This is a genomic window from Parasphaerochaeta coccoides DSM 17374, from assembly GCF_000208385.1.
GTDB lineage: Bacteria > Spirochaetota > Spirochaetia > Sphaerochaetales > Sphaerochaetaceae > Parasphaerochaeta > Parasphaerochaeta coccoides.
The window spans coordinates 591,975-617,014 of record NC_015436.1 but is presented as its reverse complement, the minus strand read 5'-3'; the positions used below and the strand labels follow the sequence as shown (position 1 = coordinate 617,014).

23 protein-coding genes are annotated in these 25,040 nt (G+C 50.7%); 6 read left to right on the top strand and 17 right to left on the bottom strand.

What is annotated here, in order from left to right:
- Positions 1-22 precede the first annotated feature (22 nt).
- The gene (locus tag SPICO_RS02670) at positions 23-886 is read left to right on the top strand and encodes a peptide ABC transporter ATPase (RefSeq protein WP_041395001.1); all 864 of its coding nucleotides are present in this window, start codon (positions 23-25) and stop codon (positions 884-886) included.
- Between the two features lie 32 nt (positions 887-918).
- Here the strand turns inward: SPICO_RS02670 and SPICO_RS02665 are convergent, their stop codons facing one another.
- Positions 919-2,250, bottom strand: coding sequence for a tRNA nucleotidyltransferase/poly(A) polymerase-related protein (locus SPICO_RS02665; RefSeq protein WP_013739153.1), 1,332 nt, complete (start codon positions 2,248-2,250; stop codon positions 919-921).
- A gap of 123 nt (positions 2,251-2,373) precedes the next feature.
- Here SPICO_RS02665 and hisS point away from each other — a divergent pair, with 123 nt between their 5' ends.
- Entirely contained in the window at positions 2,374-3,675 is a 1,302-nt protein-coding gene (gene hisS / locus SPICO_RS02660; RefSeq protein WP_013739152.1) for a histidine--tRNA ligase, read from the top strand.
- A 5-nt stretch (positions 3,676-3,680) separates the two neighbouring features.
- The gene (locus SPICO_RS02655; protein WP_041395480.1) at positions 3,681-6,293 is read left to right on the top strand and encodes a helicase-related protein; all 2,613 of its coding nucleotides are present in this window, start codon (positions 3,681-3,683) and stop codon (positions 6,291-6,293) included.
- A 41-nt stretch (positions 6,294-6,334) separates the two neighbouring features.
- Here SPICO_RS02655 and SPICO_RS02650 read toward each other — a convergent pair whose 3' ends face one another.
- The gene (locus SPICO_RS02650) at positions 6,335-7,402 is read right to left on the bottom strand and encodes a 3-dehydroquinate synthase (protein ID WP_013739150.1); all 1,068 of its coding nucleotides are present in this window, start codon (positions 7,400-7,402) and stop codon (positions 6,335-6,337) included.
- 16 nt (positions 7,403-7,418) lie between these two features.
- Here SPICO_RS02650 and SPICO_RS02645 point away from each other — a divergent pair, with 16 nt between their 5' ends.
- Both SPICO_RS02645 and thiI read left to right on the top strand, forming a co-directional pair.
- Positions 7,419-8,681 carry a cysteine desulfurase family protein gene (locus SPICO_RS02645; protein WP_013739149.1) on the top strand — a complete coding sequence of 421 codons (1,263 nt, stop codon included), beginning with the start codon at positions 7,419-7,421 and terminating at the stop codon, positions 8,679-8,681.
- On the top strand, positions 8,681-9,898 hold the full coding sequence (thiI, locus tag SPICO_RS02640) for a tRNA uracil 4-sulfurtransferase ThiI (protein WP_013739148.1): 1,218 nt from the start codon (positions 8,681-8,683) through the stop codon (positions 9,896-9,898). Before SPICO_RS02645 ends, thiI begins: the two co-directional genes overlap by 1 nt.
- Before the next feature lie 13 nt (positions 9,899-9,911).
- Here thiI and SPICO_RS02635 read toward each other — a convergent pair whose 3' ends face one another.
- Both SPICO_RS02635 and ileS read right to left on the bottom strand, forming a co-directional pair.
- Positions 9,912-10,847, bottom strand: coding sequence for a hypothetical protein (locus SPICO_RS02635; protein WP_013739147.1), 936 nt, complete (start codon positions 10,845-10,847; stop codon positions 9,912-9,914).
- Between the two features lie 3 nt (positions 10,848-10,850).
- On the bottom strand, positions 10,851-13,985 hold the full coding sequence (gene ileS / locus SPICO_RS02630) for an isoleucine--tRNA ligase (RefSeq protein ID WP_013739146.1): 3,135 nt from the start codon (positions 13,983-13,985) through the stop codon (positions 10,851-10,853).
- A gap of 149 nt (positions 13,986-14,134) precedes the next feature.
- Between ileS and SPICO_RS02625 the strand changes: the two genes are divergently transcribed.
- A complete protein-coding gene (locus tag SPICO_RS02625; RefSeq protein ID WP_041395475.1) occupies positions 14,135-15,514 on the top strand; it encodes a CCA tRNA nucleotidyltransferase in 1,380 nt (459 codons plus the stop codon).
- Between the two features lie 113 nt (positions 15,515-15,627).
- Here the strand turns inward: SPICO_RS02625 and rnc are convergent, their stop codons facing one another.
- The 13 genes from rnc to SPICO_RS02565 all read right to left on the bottom strand — a co-directional run bounded on the left by rnc (position 15,628) and on the right by SPICO_RS02565 (position 24,919).
- Entirely contained in the window at positions 15,628-16,398 is a 771-nt protein-coding gene (gene rnc / locus SPICO_RS02620) for a ribonuclease III (protein ID WP_013739144.1), read from the bottom strand.
- 15 nt (positions 16,399-16,413) lie between these two features.
- Entirely contained in the window at positions 16,414-16,653 is a 240-nt protein-coding gene (gene acpP, locus SPICO_RS02615) for an acyl carrier protein (protein WP_013739143.1), read from the bottom strand.
- 16 nt (positions 16,654-16,669) lie between these two features.
- Entirely contained in the window at positions 16,670-16,858 is a 189-nt protein-coding gene (rpmF, locus tag SPICO_RS10060; RefSeq protein ID WP_013739142.1) for a 50S ribosomal protein L32, read from the bottom strand.
- Between the two features lie 55 nt (positions 16,859-16,913).
- Entirely contained in the window at positions 16,914-17,414 is a 501-nt protein-coding gene (coaD, locus tag SPICO_RS02610) for a pantetheine-phosphate adenylyltransferase (protein ID WP_013739141.1), read from the bottom strand.
- Positions 17,411-17,923 carry a hypothetical protein gene (locus tag SPICO_RS09690; RefSeq protein ID WP_052295817.1) on the bottom strand — a complete coding sequence of 171 codons (513 nt, stop codon included), beginning with the start codon at positions 17,921-17,923 and terminating at the stop codon, positions 17,411-17,413. Before SPICO_RS09690 ends, coaD begins: the two co-directional genes overlap by 4 nt.
- Complete coding sequence (locus SPICO_RS02600) at positions 17,910-18,290, bottom strand: YraN family protein (RefSeq protein ID WP_013739139.1); 381 nt, start codon at positions 18,288-18,290, stop codon at positions 17,910-17,912. Before SPICO_RS02600 ends, SPICO_RS09690 begins: the two co-directional genes overlap by 14 nt.
- A 184-nt stretch (positions 18,291-18,474) precedes the next feature.
- Entirely contained in the window at positions 18,475-18,843 is a 369-nt protein-coding gene (gene rplS / locus SPICO_RS02595) for a 50S ribosomal protein L19 (protein WP_013739138.1), read from the bottom strand.
- 4 nt (positions 18,844-18,847) lie between these two features.
- On the bottom strand, positions 18,848-19,579 hold the full coding sequence (gene trmD, locus SPICO_RS02590; protein WP_013739137.1) for a tRNA (guanosine(37)-N1)-methyltransferase TrmD: 732 nt from the start codon (positions 19,577-19,579) through the stop codon (positions 18,848-18,850).
- A complete protein-coding gene (rimM, locus tag SPICO_RS02585; RefSeq protein ID WP_041395470.1) occupies positions 19,576-20,079 on the bottom strand; it encodes a ribosome maturation factor RimM in 504 nt (167 codons plus the stop codon). Before rimM ends, trmD begins: the two co-directional genes overlap by 4 nt.
- 19 nt (positions 20,080-20,098) lie before the next feature.
- Positions 20,099-20,332 carry a KH domain-containing protein gene (locus SPICO_RS02580; RefSeq protein ID WP_013739135.1) on the bottom strand — a complete coding sequence of 78 codons (234 nt, stop codon included), beginning with the start codon at positions 20,330-20,332 and terminating at the stop codon, positions 20,099-20,101.
- Between the two features lie 18 nt (positions 20,333-20,350).
- Positions 20,351-20,617, bottom strand: a complete 267-nt coding sequence (gene rpsP / locus SPICO_RS02575; protein ID WP_013739134.1) for a 30S ribosomal protein S16 — start codon at positions 20,615-20,617, stop codon at positions 20,351-20,353.
- A 39-nt stretch (positions 20,618-20,656) separates the two neighbouring features.
- Positions 20,657-21,991 carry a signal recognition particle protein gene (ffh, locus tag SPICO_RS02570; protein WP_013739133.1) on the bottom strand — a complete coding sequence of 445 codons (1,335 nt, stop codon included), beginning with the start codon at positions 21,989-21,991 and terminating at the stop codon, positions 20,657-20,659.
- An 87-nt stretch (positions 21,992-22,078) separates the two neighbouring features.
- Positions 22,079-24,919, bottom strand: a complete 2,841-nt coding sequence (locus SPICO_RS02565) for a chromosome segregation SMC family protein (protein WP_245523222.1) — start codon at positions 24,917-24,919, stop codon at positions 22,079-22,081.
- Positions 24,920-25,040: the final 121 nt, after the last annotated feature.

Below are 25,040 nucleotides of genomic sequence, written 5' to 3'. Positions count from 1 at the left end.
GATTTGGACTATAATGAGAACAATGAATCGAGTTTTTCGTTATGCTTTCTGGAAGTTCAAAGGAATAAAGGTTTATGCCCTGGTTGGACGTAGCGGAACAGGAAAGAGTTTCCGCTCAAAACTTGTCGCTGAAAAATACAACATAGAGCTGATCATTGATGATGGACTTCTGATACGTGGAGACAGGATACTCGCGGGAAGCTCGGCCAAGCAGGAGCCTAATTTCCTGACTGCGGTGAAAACTGCTCTTTTTGATGACCTCCAGAAGCAAAGTGATGTAATCAATGCCCTCCAGAAGGAAAAATATCACAGAATTCTCATCATCGGAACAAGCGAGAAAATGGTTCGGAAAATTGCGGCTCGCCTCAATCTGCCTGAGCCTGAGAAGATATTCCATATCGAGGAAATCGCCACCAAGGAAGAAATCGACACCGCCATGCGGATACGCTACACCGAAGGCAAGCATGTCATCCCCGTCCCTACCATAGAGATAACCCGCAATTATCCCCAGATTGTCTATGATTCTCTCAGCGTTTTTTTCAGAAGCAAGCTCAAGTTGCCATGGTTGAAGAAAAAAGTCTTTGAAAAAACGATAGTACGTCCTCGATTCAGCAAGCATGGCAGGGTCGCCGTCAGTGACGTAGCCCTCACACAGATGGTAGTTCACTGCCTCAATGAATTTGACACCCATCTGAAAGTAAAAAAAGTCTCCGTACAACTACTTCCGGAAGGCTACAACCTGACCGTGAAGTTGCGTGTGCCAATTTCCCACAGAATTTCATCGACGCTCCAGGAACTGCAAGTTTATATTGCTGAGAGTCTGGAAAGATATGGCAGCATAGCAACGACCGGCGTGAACCTTGAAATTGAAGAATGGGGCATGTAAAAGAGAATTTTCCTCTGGCTTCTTACTTAACCTTATTCAACGGCGACAGAGTCCGCTTGCTGCTGCGTGGCAGTTGCAGGGCTTTTTTTCCTGCGCCTGTGCGGACGCTTGCGCTTAGGACGGGAAGACGTCTTCGGCATATCAGCTTCGGTCCCAGGGGCAGTCACACTGGCAGATTCTTCCATGTCCAGCTGCTTGACTCCGGGCTTGACCGCTTTCGGTGACTGCCGACGGCGTCCGCTCTCCTGCCTCCCCCCTTTCCGACGAGCCTGACCGGGAGGACGGATGCCGGACGGTCGAGGCCGTACACAATTGCGCGGGGTACGGAACCCATTTTCCCTAAGTATGCGTTCGCAAGCGAGTTCAATCTCATAGTTGCTCGGCGTCATGGGAGCAATGATGGCCTTGATGGACTTATAGACTTCCTTGAACCTCTCATCAACGGAAAGCGATGCATCGCCAAGGGAGACAAGGGGAGCAACCAATGCCTTTATCATCTCCCCACGGGAGACTGCGGAGCCACGGCCATGCTTGGCTGACATCACCGCGTCATCCATTGCTTCAAGGGATGCGTTCATTGCCGGGGTTCCGATATGGGGAGCTATGCCGGGGAGCATGTATCCGAGAAGCTGGTAATCTTTCAATTTCCTGAAGATTCGCGCGGAAACACCCGACGCGAGTATCTTATTCACTTCCTCGGTCAAACGGCTTACCGACGCACGTGACAGCTCCCTGGAATGACTCCTGATGGCCATTCGGAGGGACAACGGCAGGGAAAAATCCGTGGATACAGCATATTTGATGGCGCGGATCATCCGCACAGGATCCTCAATGAAGGTTTCCTTGAGCGGAATCAAGGATCTGATGCGTTTTTTCTTGAAATCCTGGAGGGAATCATTGAAATCCAGCAGATGCCCTGTCATCGGGTCATAATAGAGAGCGTTTATGGTAAAGTCCCGCCGCCGGGCATCCTGCTCTATCGTACCGAAGACATTGTTGCTTCCGTCTTCCGCCATTTCCTCATCACTACGGAAGGTCGAGACTTCCAATATCTTGTCATTGAAGACAAGATGGACAAGTTTGAAACGTTTTCCGATGATTCGCGCGTTCCAGAACATCCTCTGAACCTGGCGTGGACTGGCGTTGGTAGCAATGTCGAAATCCTTGGGGACATGACCTACCAGCAGATCCCTCACTGCTCCACCGACGATATATGCCTCGGCTCCGGACTGTTGAAGTTTCCGAACCGACCATGCCGCGTCGGCATCAATCAGGGAATCATCAATGCCGTGTTCCCCGCGTGTATAGATTCTGGCAACAGGAATACTTTTTCCCCGTTCATCCTGCTTATATCGTATCAGCATGCCTCACCTGAAATGTACGTAACATGCAGTCAGCCGGGCACGCCCTGCTTCTTGCAGTTTCCACTGGATTTGTCTACTATGGTTTACAACATCCGGGCTTAAAATGCAACAGGAGCATCCTTCATGCCAATTGAACCAAAGATACTGAAAGGCTTCAGAGATTCACTTCCCGCGCAGGAAATTGTGAAGAAAAGAATCATTTCCCGACTGGAACACGTTTTTTCCACATTCGGCTTCGTACCCATTGACACTCCCGCGCTGGAATATACTGAAGTCCTCCTGGGAAAAGGCGGCGGAGAAACCGACAAGCAGATATTCCGCTTCACGGACAACGGGGGAAGGGATGTCGCCATGCGCTTCGACCTCACCGTACCATTCGCACGTTTCCTGGCTGCCCATGCTCATGAGATTGCCCTACCTTTCAAACGTTTCCACATCGACAAAGTCTGGCGGGGTGAAAATCCGCAGAAAGGACGCTTCCGGGAGTTCACTCAGTGTGACTTCGATATCGTCGGCGTAGACAATGCGTGGGCAGACTTCGAGATTCTCTCCATCATGAATGAATCCTTCACGGCTATGGGAATAGACAAAGTAACCTTTCATGTCGCCCACAGAGGGCTTTTTAACGCTTTCCTTGCCCATCTCGGCATTCAGGATCATTCGGTCGATGTCCTGAGGACAGTCGACAAGCTGCGCAAAATTGGTTCCGAGGCGACGCGGGAGGAACTTGAAGTCCTGACCGGCTCATCTGAAAAAGCCAATGCCGTCCTGTCCTATATTTCACCCGCGGCAGGAACGGATTTCCTGGAAAGACTGGAGAACCTTTCATCCCTTGCAGGTGGGGAGCAAGAGCATTCCGGACGTCTTCGTGAGATATACCACCTGCTCTCCGATGCCGGCATCGCCAGTAAATTCGAGCTTGATCCTTCAATCACCCGCGGATTGGATTATTATACGGGCATAGTGTACGAGACATTCCTTGATGACCTGCAAACAATCGGTTCGGTGTGCAGCGGAGGACGGTACAACGACCTTGCCTCCATGTATTCTCCGGAACGGATACCGGGAGTCGGGTCCTCGATCGGCCTTGACCGACTGATGTCAGGGCTTGCCGAACTGGACAGCCCATTGATGACCGATACAGCCTCCGCGCATGTGTTGGTGATGGTCGTTGATGAAAAATACAGGACGCGGTGCATTGCGTTGTCCCGCCTGCTCCGTTCTTCCGGCCTTGCCGTTGACGTATACGTAGCAAGCAAGAAAGCGGGACAACAGTATAAATACGCAGAATCCGGTCATATTCCCTATGCGGTCATAGCCGAGGACGGAGAAAAATGGACTGTGAAGAATCTGGCGACACGGGAAACCGTGGACGGTCTGACTGACACGCAGGTGTGCGAACATCTGACAAAGGAAAACGCGTGAAGGACATGAAAGAGCTGCCGGTATACAGACACCGGCAGGAAATCCTCGACGCTCTGGCAAAGAATCAAGTAATCATCGTCGAAAGCCCTACGGGAAGTGGCAAGACGACCCAGTTGCCCATCATCCTCCACGAGGCAGGTTATTCTCAGACTGGCGTCATCGGAATTACCCAGCCCCGGCGCATAGCTACGCTATCGGTAAGTGATTTCATCAGGAAACAGATAGACTCCTCTCCTGGCACTTCCTTTGTTGGATACAAAATGCGTTTCAGTGATACCACGACACATGACACACGGATAAAAGTGATGACAGACGGCATCCTGTTGCAAGAATTGAAGGCTGACCCCATGTTGTCCCGTTATTCGGTCATTCTGGTCGATGAAGCCCACGAACGCAGCTTGAACATTGATTTCATCCTTGGCCTCCTCAAACAGATACTGGAACAGCGGAGCGACTTCAAGGTTCTGATAAGTTCAGCGACCATCAATACAGGAATCTTCTCACGCTTCTTCAATAACGCGCCGGTCATTTCCATTGATGCCAGGGTTCATCCAGTGGAAATCATCTACCTTTCGGTCGAAAATTCCAACCAGATTGACACCTTGGTCAATACTATCACTAGTATCGTTACCCAGACAGTCACGGAGAAAGGTGGAGACATCCTGATATTTCTGCCGGGAGAATTTGAGATTAAGACGTGCATCCAGAATCTTCTCTCATCCCCCGTCGGCAACAGCCTCTTTATCATCCCTCTTTTCGGACGCCTCTCACGGGAGGACCAGGAAAAGGTATTCATCCCCACTCCGAATGCAAAGACAAAGATTGTCGTCGCGACGAACATCGCCGAGACAAGCATAACCATTGATGGCATCAAGGTCGTCATAGACAGCGGGCTTGCCAAGATGAATTTCTATAATCAGAAAGATTTCACGTCATCTCTGGTTCCTCTTCCGGTAAGCCGTTCATCCTGCGACCAGCGTGCCGGGCGTGCAGGAAGGACTGCGCCGGGGAAATGCTACCGGCTCTATGGCAAGAAGGATTATGATTCCCGCAATACCTACACGCTTGAAGAAATTCAGCGCACTGACCTCAGTGAGGTCATCCTGCGGATGAGTGATCTGGGAATCCTTGAATATGAAACATTCCCTTTCATTTCCCCACCAAAGACCAGCGCCATCTCCAGCGCGGAGAAAACCCTTCGGTTCATTGGTGCCATCGACCAAGAACGCTATCTGACTTCCATAGGGGAGCAGATGGTCAAGTTCCCCCTCCCGCCCCGACAATCCAGGGTGATTGTCGAAGGAATGCTCCACTACCCTGATGTCATGCAGGAAGTAATCATGGCTGTATCCTTCCTGACTTCAAAGACTCCCTTTATTTTCCCGCCGGGTGAGGAAGACGCGGCTCGTGCGGCGCACAAATCGCTAAATTCACCGGAGTACGGGGATTTTGTCATGTATCTCCAATTGTTCAGTTTATACGAGCATATCGCACTGTCCCGGAAAGATTCCTTCTGCAAGGAGCGCTATCTGGATCGCCAGTGCATGGATGAAATCCTTAACGTCAATGAGCAACTTTCCGAAATCGTCAGTGAAATCGGATTCCCCCTGACCCATGGTGGTTCAGTGCGTGATTACCTCTGCTGCCTTGCCTCCGGATTGCTCCAATATGTCTGTTGCAGGATGCGTGGCAACGTGTACAAGAGCCTGACCGCCGACATGATATACATTCATCCGGGCAGCGCGTGGTTCCGCGATCTTCCTCAGTACATCCTTGCTGGCGAGATTGTCCAGACAAGCCGTCTGTATGCCCGTAGTGTCAGTCCGCTCCGTCCTGAATGGCTTGAACAGATTCATCCTGGCTTGGAAAAGAAATTCGCCGGGCTGGGACGGCATGATGAAGGTCGGCAGGAGCGCAGGGATTCGTTCGTTTCCTCCAAGAATGAAGGTAGGGGAAAGAAAATTGCCTCCGACAGGAAGACACGGAAAGATTCTCCCGACTCCCGGCCTCAACGTCCAGCCTTTCAGGACAAGCAAAACGGCCAAGGCCAAGACAGCCAAGACGGACACCAGTTTTCCATCTATGGACACACCTATCCTGTCATCAAGGATAAAGCCCTGGCTAAAGACGCATCTTTGGTGGTCATTCCTTGGGATGATTTGCCGGTACTGAAACAGGCAAATGATAAAGCGGCTCAACGTCCACGCAATTTCCGCGTCGCCGTGATGTACAAGGGATTTGCCATGCATCCGGGGGACAAATTCTTCAATGCGCTTGAACTGGTGGGCAAGGTGAACGTGAGCCGCGGCATACAGGAAAAGCCTCCATCGGGAAGCTACAGCGTGTATGATGGTTCTGACCTGGAGGAAAAACTGGAAGTCCTTCTTGCTCCATGCAAGATGAAAAAAGACATGCAGACTCTGGGATTCATCACCTTGGATACCAATGGGCAGGGGCTCTATTACTTTACAGCGGGAAAGAATTGCTTTGAGGCACTGGACAATTCAATCTATGCTCTTGGACAGCTCGTTGACGAGCTGAGACGGACGAACCTTGGCGCGACAGCGAAAAACACCGCCCTCCTGTACAGAAAGCTCCTAAGTGCCTTCGACGCCTAAAGCAGCCTCCCCCCAAGACAGGGATGCCAGAGACAGGATTGCTATTTCTTCAAGGGCGGGCTGATTACCAGAGCCTGTATCATCTGTTCGTCCACCATCCTGCGAATCGGGATTCCTTGCTTCTCAAGCAAGATGAAATGCACGTGTCCGTCCTCCTTCTTCTTATCCCTGAGGATGTTCTGACGGAACTGCATCCATTCTCCCCTGCCGATGCGGTAATCCATATCGTATCCGTACATGGCCAGCAGTTTCTGGGCTCCGGCTGCAAAACGCGGTTCAGTAAGCCCAAGCATCGTTCCCGCCTCAAGCGCGCGTCCTATTCCCCACGCCACCGCCGCGCCATGACTCCAAGAACGGAAGCCTCCGAGAGATTCCAAGGCATGTCCAAAGGTATGCCCAAGGTTCAGAGCCTGACGGATGCCGTTTTTCTCCTCAGGGTCACGGGAAATGTATGCCGCCTTGACATCGAGGGAAAGTCCTATCAGGGTACGGAGCAAGACAGGATCACGGTCAAGGATATTCTTTTTCTTGGTGAGGAATGTGCGATAAAGACTTTCATCTTCAGTTAACAGGGCATGCTTGAGCATTTCGGCAAGCCCATTGACGTATTCCCCTTCCGGCAGACTCTTGAGTAATTCAGGAAAAATAAGGATGTCACGGGCAGGATAGAATGTACCGACCAGGTTCTTTCCTCCCATGTAATCAATAGCCGTCTTGCCACCCAAAGCCGCATCGGTCATGCACAGGAGTGTCGTGGGTACAAGGACAAGTGAACAACCACGCATGAAAAGAGATGCCGCGAAAGCCGTCATGTCACACAGCACTCCCCCGCCGATGCCGACGAAGGCAGCATCCCGCGCCAAGCCTTCCTGGACGGCGGTACGAAGAATGATTTCCACGTTCCGCCAGTTTTTTGAAGGCTCCCCGGCCTCCAAAATCACATGAATCGGCGGCAAGGGACGCAAGAGCTGGGATGTATGTTCGTCCATCACCCACAGGACATTGGCTCCATAACTGCTGAGCCTGGCGGAAAGCTCGGAAGTGTTCGAGGCAATATAAACCGATGATTTCCTGCCAGAGGCAAGGACAACCGATATTCTTTCTTCCATATGATGGTTATACCCCATGTCAGGACAACACGGCAAGCATATCTATCTTTTGAGTCGCTTGCACATCCTTACGATTTTACGCATTATAGTGGCTATGACTTATCCCGGTTACTTTGACTGGGCGGCTACCAGTCCAATGTCTGAGTCCGCCTTGGAAGTATATTCCCGAACAGCACGTATGTTCTTCGGCAATCCTTCATCAGTCCATGCTGACGGCATGCAGGCTAAAAAAATGCTCGCCCAGTTCCGTGCCTCATGCGCACGGGTTCTGGATGTCCCTCCCTCAACCTTGTATTTCACTTCCGGAGGAACGGAAAGCAACAGCATCATCCTGGGTTCCTTGTTGTGGAACAAGACACCGGGGAAAATCCTCATCCCTTGGTTCGAGCATCCATCCGTCGGACGTTGGGAAGCGATTTTGAGTGAGAAAGGATGGGACGTCATCCGCCTTCCCGCTCATGGCGGCTACATGGCGCCGGAACAGCTCCTTCACCACATTGATGCTGATACTCGCATGGTCACATGCATGCTGGTCAACAACATTATAGGGACAGTACAGGATGTCGCGGGAATTGTGCGCGTCGTCCGGGACGCGGAAAAAAAGTTCGGACGCAAGATTCATGTACACTGCGACTGCGTACAGGCTGTCGGCAAGACGGTGTTCTCCCTGGAACAACTTGGCGTCGATTCCGCCACTTTCAGCGCCCACAAGTTCACCGGGCCGCGTGGTATCGGCCTGCTCTACTGCTCATCCCCCTCCGTCAGGGCATTGTCACGGGGTGGGAACCAGGAAAACGGCCTGCGTCCGGGGACGGAGAACCTGCCAGGCATCGCAGCCATGACCGCGGCCTTGCAGGAAACTACGGACAATCTCCAGATGAAAATTGACAAAGGCGCTGCTCTACGCCGTGACATGGAAAAAATCCTGACGGAACAAGCACCAAGGATTATTCACATCTCACCTTCCATAGACAGCACTTCCCCCGTGACACCTTTCATCATGGAAATTTCCGTATCCGGCATACCGTCCGAGGTGTTCACCCGTCGCCTCTCACAGGAAGGTTTCGCCGTCTCCGCCGGTTCGGCCTGTTCAAACAATGCCAAGCAGGAAAGCGGTGTCCTTGAACATATGGGCATGGCAGCACATGACATCGACTCTCCTGTACGTATTTCTTTTGGGCACGCTACAGAAGCCACCGACGCGCGGAAACTAGCCCAAACCATCGCGCACCTCTATGCATCAGAAGCCTCACTCTTGGGCTACGCAAGGAAAAAATGATGGAAACAAAGCTCTACTTAATCCGGTTGGGAGAAATTTCCCTGAAAGGACAGAACAGAAAAGTATTTGAAGGTCGCCTGAAAAACAATATCAAGGATTGCCTGCGTCCTTGGGAAAACCGCATTGCCAAGGAAAAAGGACGCCTCTATCTTCATGTGGATGCCGCCTGTCCCGATGAGTTAATCGTCTCAATCCTTTCAAGGACATTTGGAATCGTCGGTTTCGCGCCTGCTCTCCGTGTGGAAAAGGATATGGAATCCCTCACCTCAGCGACTGATACGCTCCTTGCACTTCCGCCTTTCGATACAGGAAAAGGCACATTCAAGATAGAAGCGCGAAGAAGTGATAAAAGTTTTCCATTGAACAGTCATGAGCTTTCCTGCACGCTGGGAGGATACATCCTGGACAGGAAACCGGAGATGAAAGTCAATGTAAAGAAGCCTGACATGGTTCTGAATTGCGAAGTAAGGGACAAGATATACCTGTATGCGAGCGATTCTCCAGGTCAGGGGGGACTGCCTGTCGGAACCGCTGGCAAGGGCATGCTCCTGTTGTCGGGCGGCATTGACAGCCCTGTGGCCGGTTACATGATGGCCAGTCGTGGCCTGGCGTTGGAAAGCGTCTATTTCCATGCCTACCCCTATACATCAGATGAAGCCTTGGAAAAGGTGAAGACACTTGCCTCCCTCATCGCCCCCTATACCCATGGCATGCATCTCCATGTCGTTCCCTTCACCAAAGCACAGCTGTGGATGCGTCAGCATAGCAACGTGGAAGAACAGACTCTGATGCTCCGTGCAAGCATGATGAAGGTTGCGCAAGCACTCTCCCTCATGCGGGGAGCCCAAGCCCTTGTCACAGGAGAAGCCTTGGGACAGGTCGCCAGCCAGACGCTTGAGAGCATGTCTTTCACGGACTCCATGACTGACATGCTTGTTCTCCGTCCCCTCGTCGGCATGGAAAAACAAGCAATCATCCACCTTGCCCGTACCATTGGAACGTATGAAACCAGCATTCTCCCTTATGAAGATTGCTGCGTCATCTTCAGCCCGAAGCATCCGCTCGTCAAGCCTGACAGGAATATCGAACGGGAGCATTTTGAAAAAATGGGAATTGAGACCCTTCTTGAGGAAGCCGTAGAAAAAACCGTCACGTACCACTTTGGATATGATGGAACGGAATACGTACCCGGTGAAGGGACATCCGACCATGCCTAGGCCAGAAGCCGCATCAGAAACCGAAGCCAGTCAGGACTCCCCTGACTTGGGTGGACGAAAGAGGATAATCACGAATCACCAGCACATCCCCTTCCGGAGTGAACATCCCTTGCAATGAAGGAATGTCAATCTTCTGTCCATCCCGCCTCAACGTAGTGATGTGCTGGGATCTGACGAGCATGCTGAGGGAATTCGCAAGGCGGGGATCATGCATCCTTACCACACCATCCAGCGCACCGGTTCCGTCGTCCGCAAGCGTGATAGTGAAATACGCCTCTGATGTCTGCATCAACAGCGCGGCGGGAACATCGAATATGAACAGAGGCACCGAACGCGGGGCATTGAGATAAATCCCTATGTCTGCCGCGGCCATGTTACGTGCTATGTCCGCGGGAATGGTCAAGGAACGGGACACCAGCGTATTCTGATAATGGCTTTCCCAGTCTTTGGTGGAAAAAAGGACAATGCCGTTTTTCGGAACGCCGAACTGCATACCTGAAGCATCCTCGAACCATGTAACGCCATCCACTTTGTTCCGTGTCAAATCATTCTGGCTTTTCAATGCCATATTCAGGAGAAAACGGGAATAATCCCCTTCAAAAGCCCCCCGGTAATCCCAGTCATCAGAAGTCTCCATCCTGCTGAAAGTCACGGAAAGCCGTTCCGCTTTATCTAACAATACGTCTGCGCTCCCTGATCCAAGACGTGAAGATGCAAGGGAAGAAGATGCCAGCAAATCACGGGTGGCGGGGACATCCATCGTAGCTACCACGTGGTCAGCATCACCGAGGGCTTGGAAATAAAACTCCTCGCCTTTGGAGAAGGGCGATGTATGGACGCATCCGGAAAGAAGCAATGTCATCATGGACAAGACAAGCATAAGGAACAGCGCCGTGAGAAAAGCAGCGGAAGTCATTGCCCCTTGTTTTCCTGCACGGCGGGTTTTCATGGTTCAGGCCTTCCTTACTTTAAGCCATACCGAATGTTCACCGCATTCCACTTCAGCGCCTCCGTCCAGCTTATCGACGACCATGATATTCCCGGAGAGAGTCTCTGCGGAGATACGATCCTTGAAAGCTGTGACGGCACGTTTCACTTCATCCGGTCCCATGATGGTCAGTTCGATACGGTCGGAGACCTCAAGACCACTTTCCTTACGCAGGTTCTGCACGGAACGTATCACATCCCGCGCAATGCCTTCAAGAAGCAGTTCTTCAGTAATCTCCGTATCAAAGCCAACGGTCAGGCTTCCATCATTGAGAACCCTTACATTGTCTTTCTCTTCCCGGCGGACAATGACATCATCTCCGGAAATCGTCAGCAAACCACCGCTGTAGGATATGTCTGCTTTTCCGCCGTCAAGGAGACGGGAAATCACACTACCCTCCAGGTTTTCAATCAAAGCGGAGACTTCCTTCATGTCCTTGCCCAGCTTCTTGCCGAGAATCTTGAAGTTTGCCTTGGCACTGTAGGTGACCAGTCCTTCCTCGACACTCTGAATGTGGACGGACTTGACGTTAAGTTCTTCGGCGATGATGTCCTCCATCTCACGCAGAATCGTCTGCTCCTGCACGTCACGGTCAACCAGATAGAGCATGTTCAACGGCTGGCGAATCTTGATGTTCACCGCGCTGCGCAGGGCACGCCCCATGGAAATGGCTTTCTGTGTCAAATCCATCCTTTGCTCAAGTTCAAAATCACGCTTTTCTTCCTCATAGCAAGGATAGTCGCAAAGATGGACGCTTTCCGGCATGCCATTGGAACGTAGGTTGCCGTAGATATCTTCCGTGATGAAGGGAATCAGAGGCGCACCGACCTTTATGAAAGTCAGTAGTACGTGGTAAAGGGTATCGTATGCCTGTTTTTTATCATTGTCATTCTCACTGCGCCAGAAACGACGACGAGAACGGCGAATGTACCAGTTGTTCAGTCCATCAATGAAGCTCACAAGCGCCGAAGCGGCTTTCTGCACATCATAGGCTTCATAGGCATCTGTGCTGTCTTTCACCAGTTTTTGGAGAGACGACTCAATCCATCTGTCCAGAGGATTCTCCAAATCTTCATATGCGGTCGCAGAAGGCTTATAGCCATCTATGTTCGCATACGTGATAAAGAATGAATAGGCGTTCCACAAAGGAAGAAGCAACATCTTGATTACTTCCTTGACCGAGTCCTCGGAAAACTTCAGGTCGTCGGCATGGGTGACATTGCTGTTCATCAAAGAAAAACGCAATGCGTCCGCACCATACTGTTTGACAATCTCCATGGGGTCGGTGTAGTTATGTTCGCTCTTGCTCATCTTCTTGCCGTCCGCCGCCAGGATGATGCCATTGACAATGCAGTTGAGGAACGCAGGTTTTTCAAACAGTGCGGCAGCGATGATGGTCAATGTATAGAACCAGCCACGCGTCTGGTCGAGACCTTCGTTGATGAAGTCAGCGGGAAAATGCGTCTCGAAGTATTCTTTATTCTCAAAGGGATAGTGAAGCTCTCCGACAGGCATGGAGCCTGATTCAAACCAACAGTCAAGGATATCCGGAACCCGCCGCATGGTTCCCATTCCATCAGGTGACGGCCACGTGAGGTCGTCAATGAAATGACGGTGCAGGTCATCCAGCTTCCGTCCGGATTTTTTCTCCAGTTCTTCCTTGCTGCCGATTACTTCAAGATAATCACTTCCGTCACATTTCCAGACCGGAATCGGATTGCCCCAAAAGCGGTTACGGCTGATTGCCCAGTCATGGGCACCTTCCAGCCATTTCCCGAAACGACCATGCTTGATATGCTCCGGTATCCACGTAATCTGCTCATTACATGCCAGAACTGTCTCCTTGATTTTCGTGACATTGACGAACCAGCAGTTCATGGCGCGATAAATCAACGGACCGTGTGTGCGGTAGCAGAAAGGATAACTATGGAGATAATTTTCCCGTTTGACCAGCTTCCCACGCTCCTTGAGCCAAGCTATGATTCCTTTATCGGCATCCTTGACGAACACACCCTTCCAGTCCGTGACTTCGTCAGTGAACTTGCATTCCAAGTCGATGGGACAGACGACAGGAATGCCGGTATCCTTGAGCACTTCATAGTCATCAACGCCAAAGCCTGGCGCGGTATGAACAATGCCGCATCCTTCCTCAATGGTAACGTAGTCTCCGAGGACAGTAACGAAGGCTCCCTTCTCTTTCAAATCAGCAAAATACGGGAACAGAGGCTCATACCGCATACCGGACAAATCCCTGCCTTTGTACTGCGTAAGGATTTCATAGCCTTCTCCATCCTTATAATAAGCGCCAAGCCTTGCTTTTCCCAAGATGTAACATTCATCGCTTGCCTTGTCCTTGACCTTCACATAGTCAATGTCTGCGCCCAAGGCAAGGGCGAGGTTGCTGGGCAGGGTCCACGGTGTCGTCGTCCATGCAAGGAAATAGGTATCCTTCTGACCATCTATGGCGAATTTCACTGTTATCGCCGGATCGGTCACGTCCCGATAGCCGCCCAAGTTCACTTCAAAATTAGACAGCGGGGAAGAAAGACCTGGACTGAACGGAAGAATGTTATAGCCCTCGTAAATGAGTCCCTTTTCATACAGTGTCTTGAAAATCCACCACACGGACTCCATGTAATCACAGTCCATGGTGCGGTAGCCGCCCTCGAACTTGACCCAGCGACCCATCCGTGTGACAGCTTTTTGCCATTCGGCTGTATAGCGGAGCACAATGGAACGGCACTTCTCGTTGAAAGCCCCCACTCCATATGCGTTTATATCGGAATAGCCTGCAAGATCCAGAGTCTTCTGCATCTCATATTCAACCGGAAGACCATGGCAGTCCCAGCCGAAACCTCGCTCGACACGGTAGCCTTTCATCGTCTTGAAGCGTGGAATCGCATCTTTGATAGTCCCTGGCACAAAATGCCCGAAATGCGGCAGGCCAGTGGCGAATGGAGGGCCATCATAGAACACGAAGGAATTATCCTCCGGACGGCAGTCCACAGATTTCTCAAAGATTTTTTCGTCTTCCCAGAACTTCAGGATATTTTCTTCCAAAGCGGGAAAATCGACTTTCGGATTCACGGCTCGAAACATATTGAGAGAACTCCTCTGTGTTTTCATGGATATATGATACAACTATAGTCTTTTTCCATTCACAAGGCAACGGGCATACGTGACGACACACGACGACACGCATGGCAGAAGACTTGACGAAACACCCCCCGCCCGCTAGCTTGTTTCATGTGAAAAACTATCCTGTGCCTGCTCATATCCAAGAATTTTCCTCCTTCTTCGCACGGAAGGGACTTTCCCTCTATATTGTGGGAGGAGCTGTCCGTGATTGGTTGCTCGGCATCCGCAATGAGGATTTCGATTTTGCTACCGATGCGATGCCCGAAGAAGTCATGGATACTTTCCACAAGGTCATTCCCACCGGAATCAAACACGGGACGGTTACGGTCCTGTTCAGAAAACAACAGTACGAAGTCACTACGTTTCGGGTCGATGGTGACTATTCGGACGGCAGACATCCTGATTCCGTAGCCTTCGTCCGCAATCTTGAGCAGGATCTGGCCCGTCGTGATTTCACCATCAATGCACTGGCTGTCAATGCGTACACAGGAGTGCTCACTGATCTCCATGACGGTATCGGTGATTTGAAAAGGAAAGTCATCAGAGCTATTGGCGACCCGGAGGCACGGTTGAGCGAGGACGCTTTGCGTATTGTCCGCGCATGCAGGTTCGCCGGAAAGCTAGGCTTCGCCATTGAAGACAAGACTTTCACTGCCATGAAGAAACTCTCACCTGGACTGGAGGCTGTCAGTGGGGAACGCATCCATGAGGAACTGTCACGCATGCTGCTCGGCGCACGGCCTTCGGCCTGTCTGCGGTTGCTACAGGAGTGTGATGCCTTGAAGATATTCATGCCTGAGCTTGATGCATGTGTCGGAATTGAGCAAGGTGGATACCATATCCACGATGTATTCACACATTCCCTGCTTGCCTGTGACGCCGCAGCCAAGAACGGAGCCTCCTTGAACGTCCGTTATGCCGCTCTCTTTCATGACATTGGCAAGCCGGAAACACGCGGAGGCACTATTGCGGGAGGTCATACGTTCTACAAGCATGAATTCGTATCTGAACGTTTGACAGCCATGGTATGCGAGAGACTGAAATTTTCCCGCGCCGATACGGAACGCATCCTTCTGCTGGTTCGTTCCCACATGCTCCATTATACGGAAGACTGGACGGATGCCGCGGTACGGCGGTTCATCAGACGGATAGGAGTAGATGCGCTTGATGAGCTTTTTGCCCTCCACATGGCTGACCAGGAAGCCATTGCGGGAAAATCTTCAATGCTGACCCTCGGCAGGCTCCCAGACCGTATCAGAGAGCAGCTTCATGCGGGGACAGCTCTTTCCGTGAAGGACTTGACCGTAGATGGCAAAGTGCTAATGGCGGCTGGCATACCTGCGGGCAGACACATGGGAACCATCTTTCAGGACTTGCTGGAACTGGTGACGGATTCACCGGAAAAGAACACGCCGGAAATCCTGATTGCCGAAGCGCAGATGAGATATCGAAAAATAAAGGAACAGTCCTCTACTCTCTCAGGAACGTGAGACGCCGCATGTGATAACACCTGGGTTGCCTTGTACGGTGACTTGGTCGCGTACTTGTACGGTCTATACAAGCTCACGCAAGGCATCACGAATCACATCAGCGTGTCACAATCTTACTCTGTATCTTTATTGTGGTGGCCAGTAAGCGCTTCATACGCAGCGCATGCCGCATTCTGTTCGGCTTCTTTTTTATTTGCGCCGGATGCAGGACCAAAGATGTTCCCTACTACATTGACCTGTACCCAGAAAGTACGGTCGTGTTCAGGACCTGATGTCCTAAGCAGCTCATAGACGGGGTACTTGTGATAGCGTTTCTGGATAATTTCCTGGAGAAGCGTCTTGTAATCTTTCTTATGCCTGTCATCAAGTACAACCATGATGGCGGGAACCAGGTGCCGCAGGATAAGTTCCTGAACAGGCTTAAGCCCCGCATCAAGATAATAAGCGGCAAAGATTGCTTCCATGCAGTCCGCAAGGATTGTTTTCTTGGTTCTGCCGCCATTCATCTCCTCGCCTTTTCCTATGATGAGGAAACGATCCACATGAAGACTCAGGGCAATCTCCGCAAGACTGTCCTCATTGACTACATAACTACGTATCTTGGAAAAGTCACCCTCATGACGGGCAGGCAGATTAAGGAAAAGCCATTCACTGACCATGAAACCCAACACGCTGTCACCGAGAAATTCCAAACGTTCATTGTTATCCACCTCATGGCGGCTTTCGTTAAAGAAAGAACGGTGGGTGAAAGCAAGGTTCAACAGTTCAAGACTGTGAAATTTTATACCTGCATTCTTCTGGAAATACAAAAGCTCCCTTTTTCTCTCCGGAGAGACAGGGGGAGCTTTACCAAAATCCATCTTGCGTGACAACGCAATCTTCATGTGGAGTGCGCTATGTCAAAGCTGCGATGACAGGAAGTCTACGGCATCCTTCACTGTTTCGAATTCATTGGCTTTCTCGTCAGGAATAGACACGCCAAGTTCTTCTTCAATCGCATAGACCAACTCGTAGGTATCCAAGCTGTCCGCGCCCAAGTCCTTGCGGAATGAAGCCCCAAGCGTTACTTTATTCTCATCAATCTCCAGTTTCTTGGAAATCAAAGCCTTTATTTTTTCAAAAACTTCCTTGCTATCCATCTTTCAGCTCCTGTTGTCAGTTCAATTCTTCACGGCTCATTACTTGCTTGCCGCGATACGATCCGCACTTGGGGCACACCCTGTGGGGAAGAATCATGTTCCCACAGGTTCCACACACCGTCAACGTGGGAGCTGCGAGACGCATGTTCGCTGACTTACGGGAAGCCGCGCGGGCTTTTGACGTCTTATATTTTGGTACTGCCATTGTTCAACCTCTTAGCATTTTTTTGCACTCGACAGAGAATAACAAAACACCGGAATCATGTCAATAACGTGACACGTTCCTTAATCTTCAGCGCAACGGAAGCCGGAACCATCATGGAGATATCCGCGCCGTATGCCGCCATTTCCTTAATCCCGCTGGAACGCAGGATGAAGTATTCGGGAGATGTCGGCATGAACAACACCTCCAGCTCAGGATAGAGCTGCTTGTTCGTCATTGCCAGCTCGAACTCATATCCGAAATCAACCAAGGCACGGACGCCACGAATCATGACACCTATTTTTCTTTGGCGGGCAAATTCAACGACTAAACCGCTCCAGACATGGATTTCAATGTTCGGACTGTCTTTCAAAAGGTCAGCAAGCATTTCCTGCCGTTCCCTGGAAGAAAAAAAATAGTGCTTCTGAACGTTGTCAGCCACGATGACATACAGCTTGTCATAGAGCAACGCGGAACGCCGGATGATATCCAGATGTCCATTCGTCGGAGGATCAAAAGAACCGGGAAGAATCGCCTCTCTGCGCTTGATTACATTCATTTCTTGCTCTCCTCCACGGTTTTCTTCATGCCGCTGAAAGCAACGGCTTCCTCAACGGCAAATCTTTTCACAATAGTAAAACCGGGAGTGCCCTCGGTTTTCTCGATGACAGCGAAGGTTCCCCGACCGATATAACTTACGCTCTGGTTCTCGTTCAGCCTTTCTTCTCTCTTTATTGCATCAATCACACAGTCGAAATGTCGGTATGTACCCGGCTCCTGCCCGGCAATGGCTGATGCAATAGTGTCAATCGTCCGACCGCAATCAATGCAGACAGGAAGAGGTTCATGGACTTTGTAGACGGGAAGACCGGGGAGCGTACCTTGGAACTTACGGACCGGTGGTTTCTGCTGTTGAGCCTGCTGCCGACCGCTTTGCGCATGGTTCGCTTGAGGAGTCTTCTGACCGTGCGCGGAAGAACGTGGCCGACGGCGATGTGTACTCCCTTTTCCATGCGGGGAACCAGAAGCATTTTTCACCGGCATTTTCTGATGGTCAGTTCCATTCATCATTTATTCCTCGGAAATAGTATGTCGCGCCGTTTACAAGACATATTGCATCGACACGTTGCCTATGATATAGCAATCCAGGGTGACATGCAAGAAAGTCGGCAAGACAGCGGCATACCTTGACAATCTTCCACGGAGAAACCAGAGTTGCAGCCCGGTCGGAGTCCCATGTTCCGGAACTGCGGGCTTTCACCTCGACAGCCACCACATCCTGAGACGAATCAATGGCTATTATGTCAATCTCTCCACGAATGGAATGCCAATTTTTAGCAAGAACCTTCCAACCCCAACGAGTCAGAAGCTTACAAGCGGCATCCTCTCCCTTCTTCCAGACGTTTCTGCGGGACACATCCTTGCGGTTTTCCATTCCCCTCCCTCGCTTGCCGGTGACATCGGCTTTGCTTCCCGGCATCTCCGTATGGCAGAGTCCGACTGTAGCAGAGTCCAGCTATGTCTGTGGTTTTTGCGGCGATTCCAATAATTCCAATAATGAAAAAAGACGGTACCATGACCGCCTTTTCAGTAGAAAGAATTTCCGCATCGCGGGAACATCATACCTTGGGTGCTTCAACCTTACGCTTGATAAGCTCAGGCACCTTGGCCTTCTTGCCTACCTTATCGCGAATGTAGTATAGCTTAGCGCGACGGACACGACCATAACGCACGACCTCGACCTTCTCGACACGGGGGGAATGCAGGGGGAAAATACGCTCCACGCCCACCCCGTAGGAAATCTTGCGGACAGTAAAGGTGCGACGAACTCCGCTGTTGTTCTTGGCAATGACAAGACCTTCATACACCTGGACACGTTCAGTAGCGCCCTCGACTATCTTGAAATACACTTTGACAGTATCACCAATGCTGAAATCTTCGAAGTCTTCCTTGATTTGCTCGGCTTCGATTGCCTTGATTACGTCCATTTTCTCAGTCCCCTTCTCGTTCTGTTCTCAATTCATCCAATATTTTCCGGGAGAACGCATCCAACACAACATTCTCCAGCAGTTCCGGCCTGTTCAACAAAGTCTTACGAAGCCTCATTTTCTGACGCCAACGCGCTATGTTGGCGTGATGACCCGACAATAATACATCAGGCACCTTTTTTCCGCAATAGGTTTCCGGCCTGGTATAGTGCGGATATTCCAACAGACCATCAGAAAAACTTTCTTCTTTCAGCGATTCCTCGCTAATCACACCATCAATCAACCGGTAAATCGCATCAACCATCACCAGGACAGCTACCTCCCCGGAGCTTATCACATAATCTCCGACGGACAGTTCCTCATCGACATACGTGTCAATCACGCGCTGGTCAATACCTTCATAATGCCCGCAAATAAACAGAAGTTCCTTTTCCTTGCTCAGTCGCTCAGCTACTTCCTGCGTAAATCTCCTACCGGAAGGAGAAGGCAATACCACATGCTTATTTTTGGCATCCGCAGCTTCCAGTGCCTTGAAAAGCGGTTCCGGTTTCAACACCATCCCCGCGCCTCCGCCATAGGGCGCGTCATCACAGGTGTGATGCCGATCTTCAGCGTAATCACGGAAATTCGTAATCTTGTACATCACCAGTCCGCTTGCCACCGATCGAGCCATGATTGAATTGGTAAAGAAACCTTCAACCATCTCTGGAAAAAGCGTCAGGATAGTGATGTTCATGCCAATACCCAAGGGGCGGTCAGGACTATGGTTTTCCCAGTGACATCAACATCTCCTGTGAAATGCGCAGAGAACGGAACATAATAAGTCCGCCCATCCACTGACGCGACCACTTCAAGGAGTATAGGATGAACCGTGTCAACGAAACCTACGACATGCGCAACGGCTTGTCCATCGACAGTCAGATTACAACCCATGAGGTCAGACAGATAATACTCCCCTTTCTCCAGAGGAGCAGCTTTCTCACGAGGTATCCAGACTTCCCAGCCTGAGACGGAACGAGCAGTTTCAGGCGTATCAAACTCCTGAAACTTGACAATCAACATGCGTGATGTCATCCGGCATGTTTCCACCTTGCAGGTTCGGATTGCTTTCCCGTCAGGAGACCGGAGCTCAACATTCTTCAGCTTCTTGAACCATTCCGGAGCATCGCCGAAAAGGACGACTTTGACTTCCCCGCGAATACCGTGGGGAGTCTTAATCATTCCTGTCGCGAACATATGTCTGTCTACGTCCATTTCAGTCAAGGATTTCCAAGACAGTCCGCTTGCCATCTCTGGTCGCCGAGGCAGACAGGATAGTCCGGATTGCTTTTGCAATGCGTCCCTGCTTCCCGATGACCTTTCCGACATCGTCCGCCGCAACCCTGAGTTCAAGGATAGTGGACTTTTCTCCTTCGACGGTCGTGATATTCACTTCATCCGGAGTATCTACCAGTGATTTGACAATGAATTCAACAAGTTCTTTTTCCATGACTGAACCCTCCTCGGATTACTCCTGGACAGTCCGGTCAATGGTGATCCCCTGCTTGTTCAGCAGCTGCTTCACAGTCGCGCTGGGCTGTACGCCCTTGGCCAGCCAGCTCTTTACCTTGGCGGCATCGACGATGACCTGCTTTTCCTTGTTCTCGACGGGATGGTACTGTCCAACCTCATCGATGGTCTTGCTACTCGGTGCCTGACGGCTGTCCATGACGACTATCCTGTAGTAGGGTCTCTTCTTGGAACCGAATCTTTTCAATCTCATGCTTGTGCTCACAACGAATTCCTCCTGCACGAATCTCAACAATATTTAGGATTATATACCCATCTGCTTCAACATTTCAGCCTGGTATTTCTTGTTTTTTGCGAATTTCTTCATGGTAAGTCTCATCTTTTCAAACTTACGCAGAAGTCTGTTCACATCATTCACGCTCGACCCACTGCCCCGTGCAATGCGTTTTCGGCGCGTAGGACCGATTATATGACAATTCTCTCGTTCCGTATAGGTCATGGATTGGATGATGGCTTTCTCACGTTTCAATTCAGCCTTGTCGATGTCATCTTCACTGATTTGTCCCTGTGTTCCGGGAATCATCTCCAGCATCTTGCCTACTCCACCCATCTTGGTCATGCGGTCGAGCTGTTCGAGATAATCTTGCAGGTCGAAGGTGTTCTTCGCCATCTTCCTCTGCATTTTCTCGGCTTCCTCGATATCCATGGTCTCTTGGGCTTTCTCCACAAGGGAAACGATATCGCCCATCCCCAAGATACGGCTTGCCATCCTCTCCGGATAGAAAGGCTCAAAGTCTTCTGGTTTCTCACCTACGCCTATGAACTTTATCGGCTTGCCAACTACGGAGCGCAACGAAAGCGCGGCGCCACCTCGGGCATCGGAATCGAACTTGCTGAGGATGACACCACTGATACCTATTCTTTTCTCAAATTCTTCGGCAATGCTCACCGCATTTTGACCGGTCATGGCATCAGCTACGAACAGGGTCTCATCGGGCTTGACGGCATCGCGCACCTTTTTAATCTCTGTCATCAAGGTATCGTCAAGATGCATCCGTCCGGCTGTGTCGATGATTAGCACATCGCGCTGCTCACGTTTTGCGCGCGCAAGAGCGTCAACGGCGACTTTTACTGGATCTGATGCTCCGGGAAGTACATGGACAGGAACATCAACCTTTGAGCCAAGAACCTGAAGCTGGTCGATAGCTGCGGGCCGCACCAGGTCGGCGGCGGCAAGGAGTGGTCTTCTGCCTTCTTTCTTGAGACGGAGGGCAAGTTTTGCTGATGTAGTGGTTTTACCTGAACCTTGGAGACCCATCATGAGGATGACAGTGACGACGTCCGGACCTCGAAGACTGAGTTTCTGCCCCTCTGGATCACCAAGCAGCGCAACCATGCGGTCATAGACAATCTTGACGAACTGCTGGCCTGGATCAACCGCAGACAACACTTTCTCGCCCAATGCCTCATCCAGAGTTCCATTGACGAAACGCCTGACGACACGCAGGTTGACATCCGCATCAAGCAAGGCAAGCTTTATTTCCTCAACAGCATCCCGCACATTCTTTTCGGAAATCTTCGACTTTCCCGATAATGAGCGCATGATACCGCTGAATTTCTGACTGATTGACTCGAACATGATTATATACTCGTTTCCCTATTCACAAAATAGACTTATAGCCTGTCAACACTTCACATGTCAAGGCTGAACAGAAGATAGAAACATTCAATTGAAGAATTCACTCGGACTATCCAGACTAATCGTCTTGCCTTGTTCGCTGACAATGACAGGCGCCCCTGCCTGGTTGCCGACCCGGTAGCTGACCGTGGTGGAGATTCCTGCTTCCTGCTGTGTGACACCCAGAAGCGTCTGTCCGCCAGTCACAGTATGCTTGTTATGGGTGATGATGATGAACTGGCTCTTTAAGCCAAATTCCTGTAGTACGCTCAGGAAGTTTCCGACATTCTTATCATCCAGCGCAGCATCAATCTCATCCAGGATGCTGAACGGAGACGGTTTGACCATGTAGGTCGCGAAAAGCATAGCCACGGCCGTCATGGAACGTTCCCCACCGGAAAGCAACGTAAGGTTCGTCAGTTTCTTCCCCGGAGGTTGCGCAAGGATATCAATGCCCGACTCCAGGATATTCTCAGGATCAACCAAGTTCAGCTCCGCCCTGCCCCCACCAAAGAGACGGCGGAACATCGACTGGAAATTTGCGCTGATCTTCGTGTATGAATCCATGAACAGTTCTTCACTACGGCTGCGTATCTCCGTGACAACTTCTTCCAGGTCGCGCTTGGCCTTGTTCAGATCTTCTATCTGGGTGTTGAGAAATTCATAGCGTTCCTTTGCCTGTTCAAATTCATCTTCCGCCATATGGTTGATAGTACCCATATTGGCAATCTTTTGCTTGATGGCATTCAGTTGCTCGCGAAGATAGGAAGTATCCGGGATATCCTCCTCAAGCCGTTTGTCATATTCTTTGAGGCTTTTGCCCGTGTTATCATAGAAATCGGTATAGACTTTCTGAATCATCTCGTCGAGACTCATGATGCGGCTGTTCAGGGTTTCAATCTCAACACGAAGTTCCTGCTGACGGGAAAGTGATGTACTTTGTAGATTCCGTTTGCCGCTTAGTTCGCTGGACTGGGCGTCCATCTCGTTGCGAAGGATTTCCAGCTCCTCACGCAAGGTCATGATGTTGTCCTTGGCTTCCTGCCGGTCCTTCTCCACCTTGCGGATCATTTCCTGGGTGTCGGCAATCTGCGCCTCCACATTCCTGCGGGTGCGGCGCACGTCTCCAAGACTCATCTCCGTTTCATCAATGATACGCTGTATCTGGGCCGCCATGTCCCGTGCGGCATTGCGTTTTCCCTCAAGGTCAGCTAAATCAAGCTGCGCGTCCTGAAGTTGGACACGGAAAAGTTCAACCTGCTCGTCCAGTCTTTGGTTGCTTTCCCTCAGGGAAACCACGGCAATACGATTATCCTGTACCCGGCGTCTGCTTGCCGCCATCCTTTTGTCCAAATCATGCTTCTGTGTGATGATGCCCTGCGGAGCAAGAAATTCATCAATGAACACGGGAACAGTACCGCTGTACTCCTGGAACAGGCTTTTCAGTTCATCTAGGGATTCTTCAAGCGAATCGAGGTATTTCTCCTGGCTTTCCATGATGGCCGTCGCAGAAAGTCCGCTTGTTTTTCCCAGGTCGGACAGGAATTTCTTCTGCGTCCCCAGGGAATTGACCAGCGCGGTGATATATTCAATGAGCTGCTTTTCCGTCCTCTTGCGTGCCTGGGAAGAATATCCACTTTCACTCAACTGTTTGTCCAGTTCCATGACAATGTCATCTGTAATCTTCTGTAGGGATTCGTTCAATCCCGCCTGGATTGTTTCCTGCTCAAGCGTGTCTGCTTCTTTCCGTTCAATTTCTCCCTCTTGTTTGGCAATCATGTTCCTTGACAGTTCGATGTTGCCTTGGTAGCCGGTTATCTCCGCTTCAATCCGCTCCTTTCGCTGGACGAAATCGGCGAGTATCTGCTTTTTCCCCGCAAGTTCGTTCCTTTCCCGTTCAAGGCGTTCGGAATATGTCTGTTCCTGGTTTTCCGCCTCGTCCTTACGACGAAGCATCTCACGGAACCTGTCGGAAATGAGGCTCAGCTTGTCGTTGAGACCTTCGACCACAGCTTCAAGACGGCTGATCGAGCTTTGAATGTCTGAACGGCGCGACATCTTCTCCTGCATCCTTTCCTGTTCCGCTCCGATTTCATTTTCAAATTGTTCAAGAAGCTCGGTTAGATGTTTCAGTTCGCCGGCAAACTTGGTTTGGTTCGCTATGTAGGAATCTTTGAGCAAGAGATACGACTTGAGCGTGGAAAGCTGGGTATCGACTTCAAGGAGTGTCTTCTGTTTTTCCAGTTCCTTGAAGATGACAACCCTTTCAGCCTGACCCTTGCGGAGCGTGTAGGTCCGTTTTGCTTCCGTGAAGATGGCATCGACCTGCTCAAGATTCTCCATGGTCCGCTCCAGCTTGCGCTGGGCTTCATTCATTTGCGTCTTGAAACGGCTTATTCCCGCGGCTTCCTCAAAGATGTAACGCCGATCCTCAGGTTTATGGGAGAGTATCTGGTCTATCTTTCCCTGTTCCAGTATGGAATAAGCGCTTTTACCCACACCGGTGTCAAGGAACAGTTCCTTGATGTTCTTCAGGAGAGCGGGAGAACGATTGATGTAGTATTCAGCATTGCCATTACGATAGACGCGTCGGCGGATTTCCACTTCAGGGGCATCGATTGCCAAGTGACCTTCCTCATTGCTGATGGTCAGGGAGACCTCCGCAAATCCCATGGGCTTGCGGTTGTCCGTGCCGTTGAAGATGACATCGTCCATGCGGCTGGCTCGCAGGGCTTTGGTAGACTGTTCCCCCAAGACCCATTTGATGCTGTCAACGATATTGCTTTTCCCGCAACCATTCGGCCCCAGGAGACATGTGATACCGTCGGCGAAATCCAGCTTTGTCTTATCGGCGAAGGATTTGAATCCAATCATTTCAAGAGTTTTCAAGAACAAAAGGGCACTCTCCTGGAAAATAACGAGGTTCTTGACGCAAATTCCGCCCAATTATAGCATAACAACCAATGCAGTTCAAACCGTGTTCCAGAAAGTAGCATACAAAGGGGAATCC

Excerpts from the sequence above, each read along its gene's own strand:
- rimM (WP_041395470.1), bottom strand. The coding sequence starts at position 20,079 with ATGTTCGCGACAGGAATGATTAAGACTCCCCACGGTATTCGCGGGGAA.
- ileS (WP_013739146.1), bottom strand. The coding sequence starts at position 13,985 with ATGTTTCGAGCCGTGAATCCGAAAGTCGATTTTCCCGCTTTGGAAGAA.
- trmD (WP_013739137.1), bottom strand. The coding sequence starts at position 19,579 with ATGAACATCACTATCCTGACGCTTTTTCCAGAGATGGTTGAAGGTTTC.
- rnc (WP_013739144.1), bottom strand. The coding sequence starts at position 16,398 with ATGAAGATTGCGTTGTCACGCAAGATGGATTTTGGTAAAGCTCCCCCT.
- hisS (WP_013739152.1), top strand. The coding sequence starts at position 2,374 with ATGCCAATTGAACCAAAGATACTGAAAGGCTTCAGAGATTCACTTCCC.
- acpP (WP_013739143.1), bottom strand. The coding sequence starts at position 16,653 with ATGGATAGCAAGGAAGTTTTTGAAAAAATAAAGGCTTTGATTTCCAAG.
- SPICO_RS02600 (WP_013739139.1), bottom strand. The coding sequence starts at position 18,290 with ATGGAAAACCGCAAGGATGTGTCCCGCAGAAACGTCTGGAAGAAGGGA.
- SPICO_RS02580 (WP_013739135.1), bottom strand. The coding sequence starts at position 20,332 with ATGGAAAAAGAACTTGTTGAATTCATTGTCAAATCACTGGTAGATACT.
- SPICO_RS02665 (WP_013739153.1), bottom strand. The coding sequence starts at position 2,250 with ATGCTGATACGATATAAGCAGGATGAACGGGGAAAAAGTATTCCTGTT.
- thiI (WP_013739148.1), top strand. The coding sequence starts at position 8,681 with ATGGAAACAAAGCTCTACTTAATCCGGTTGGGAGAAATTTCCCTGAAA.
- ffh (WP_013739133.1), bottom strand. The coding sequence starts at position 21,991 with ATGTTCGAGTCAATCAGTCAGAAATTCAGCGGTATCATGCGCTCATTA.
- SPICO_RS02650 (WP_013739150.1), bottom strand. The coding sequence starts at position 7,402 with ATGGAAGAAAGAATATCGGTTGTCCTTGCCTCTGGCAGGAAATCATCG.
- coaD (WP_013739141.1), bottom strand. The coding sequence starts at position 17,414 with ATGAATGTAATCAAGCGCAGAGAGGCGATTCTTCCCGGTTCTTTTGAT.
- rpmF (WP_013739142.1), bottom strand. The coding sequence starts at position 16,858 with ATGGCAGTACCAAAATATAAGACGTCAAAAGCCCGCGCGGCTTCCCGT.
- SPICO_RS02655 (WP_041395480.1), top strand. The coding sequence starts at position 3,681 with ATGAAAGAGCTGCCGGTATACAGACACCGGCAGGAAATCCTCGACGCT.
- rplS (WP_013739138.1), bottom strand. The coding sequence starts at position 18,843 with ATGGACGTAATCAAGGCAATCGAAGCCGAGCAAATCAAGGAAGACTTC.
- SPICO_RS02670 (WP_041395001.1), top strand. The coding sequence starts at position 23 with ATGAATCGAGTTTTTCGTTATGCTTTCTGGAAGTTCAAAGGAATAAAG.
- SPICO_RS02635 (WP_013739147.1), bottom strand. The coding sequence starts at position 10,847 with ATGAAAACCCGCCGTGCAGGAAAACAAGGGGCAATGACTTCCGCTGCT.
- SPICO_RS09690 (WP_052295817.1), bottom strand. The coding sequence starts at position 17,923 with ATGAATGGAACTGACCATCAGAAAATGCCGGTGAAAAATGCTTCTGGT.
- SPICO_RS02645 (WP_013739149.1), top strand. The coding sequence starts at position 7,419 with ATGTCAGGACAACACGGCAAGCATATCTATCTTTTGAGTCGCTTGCAC.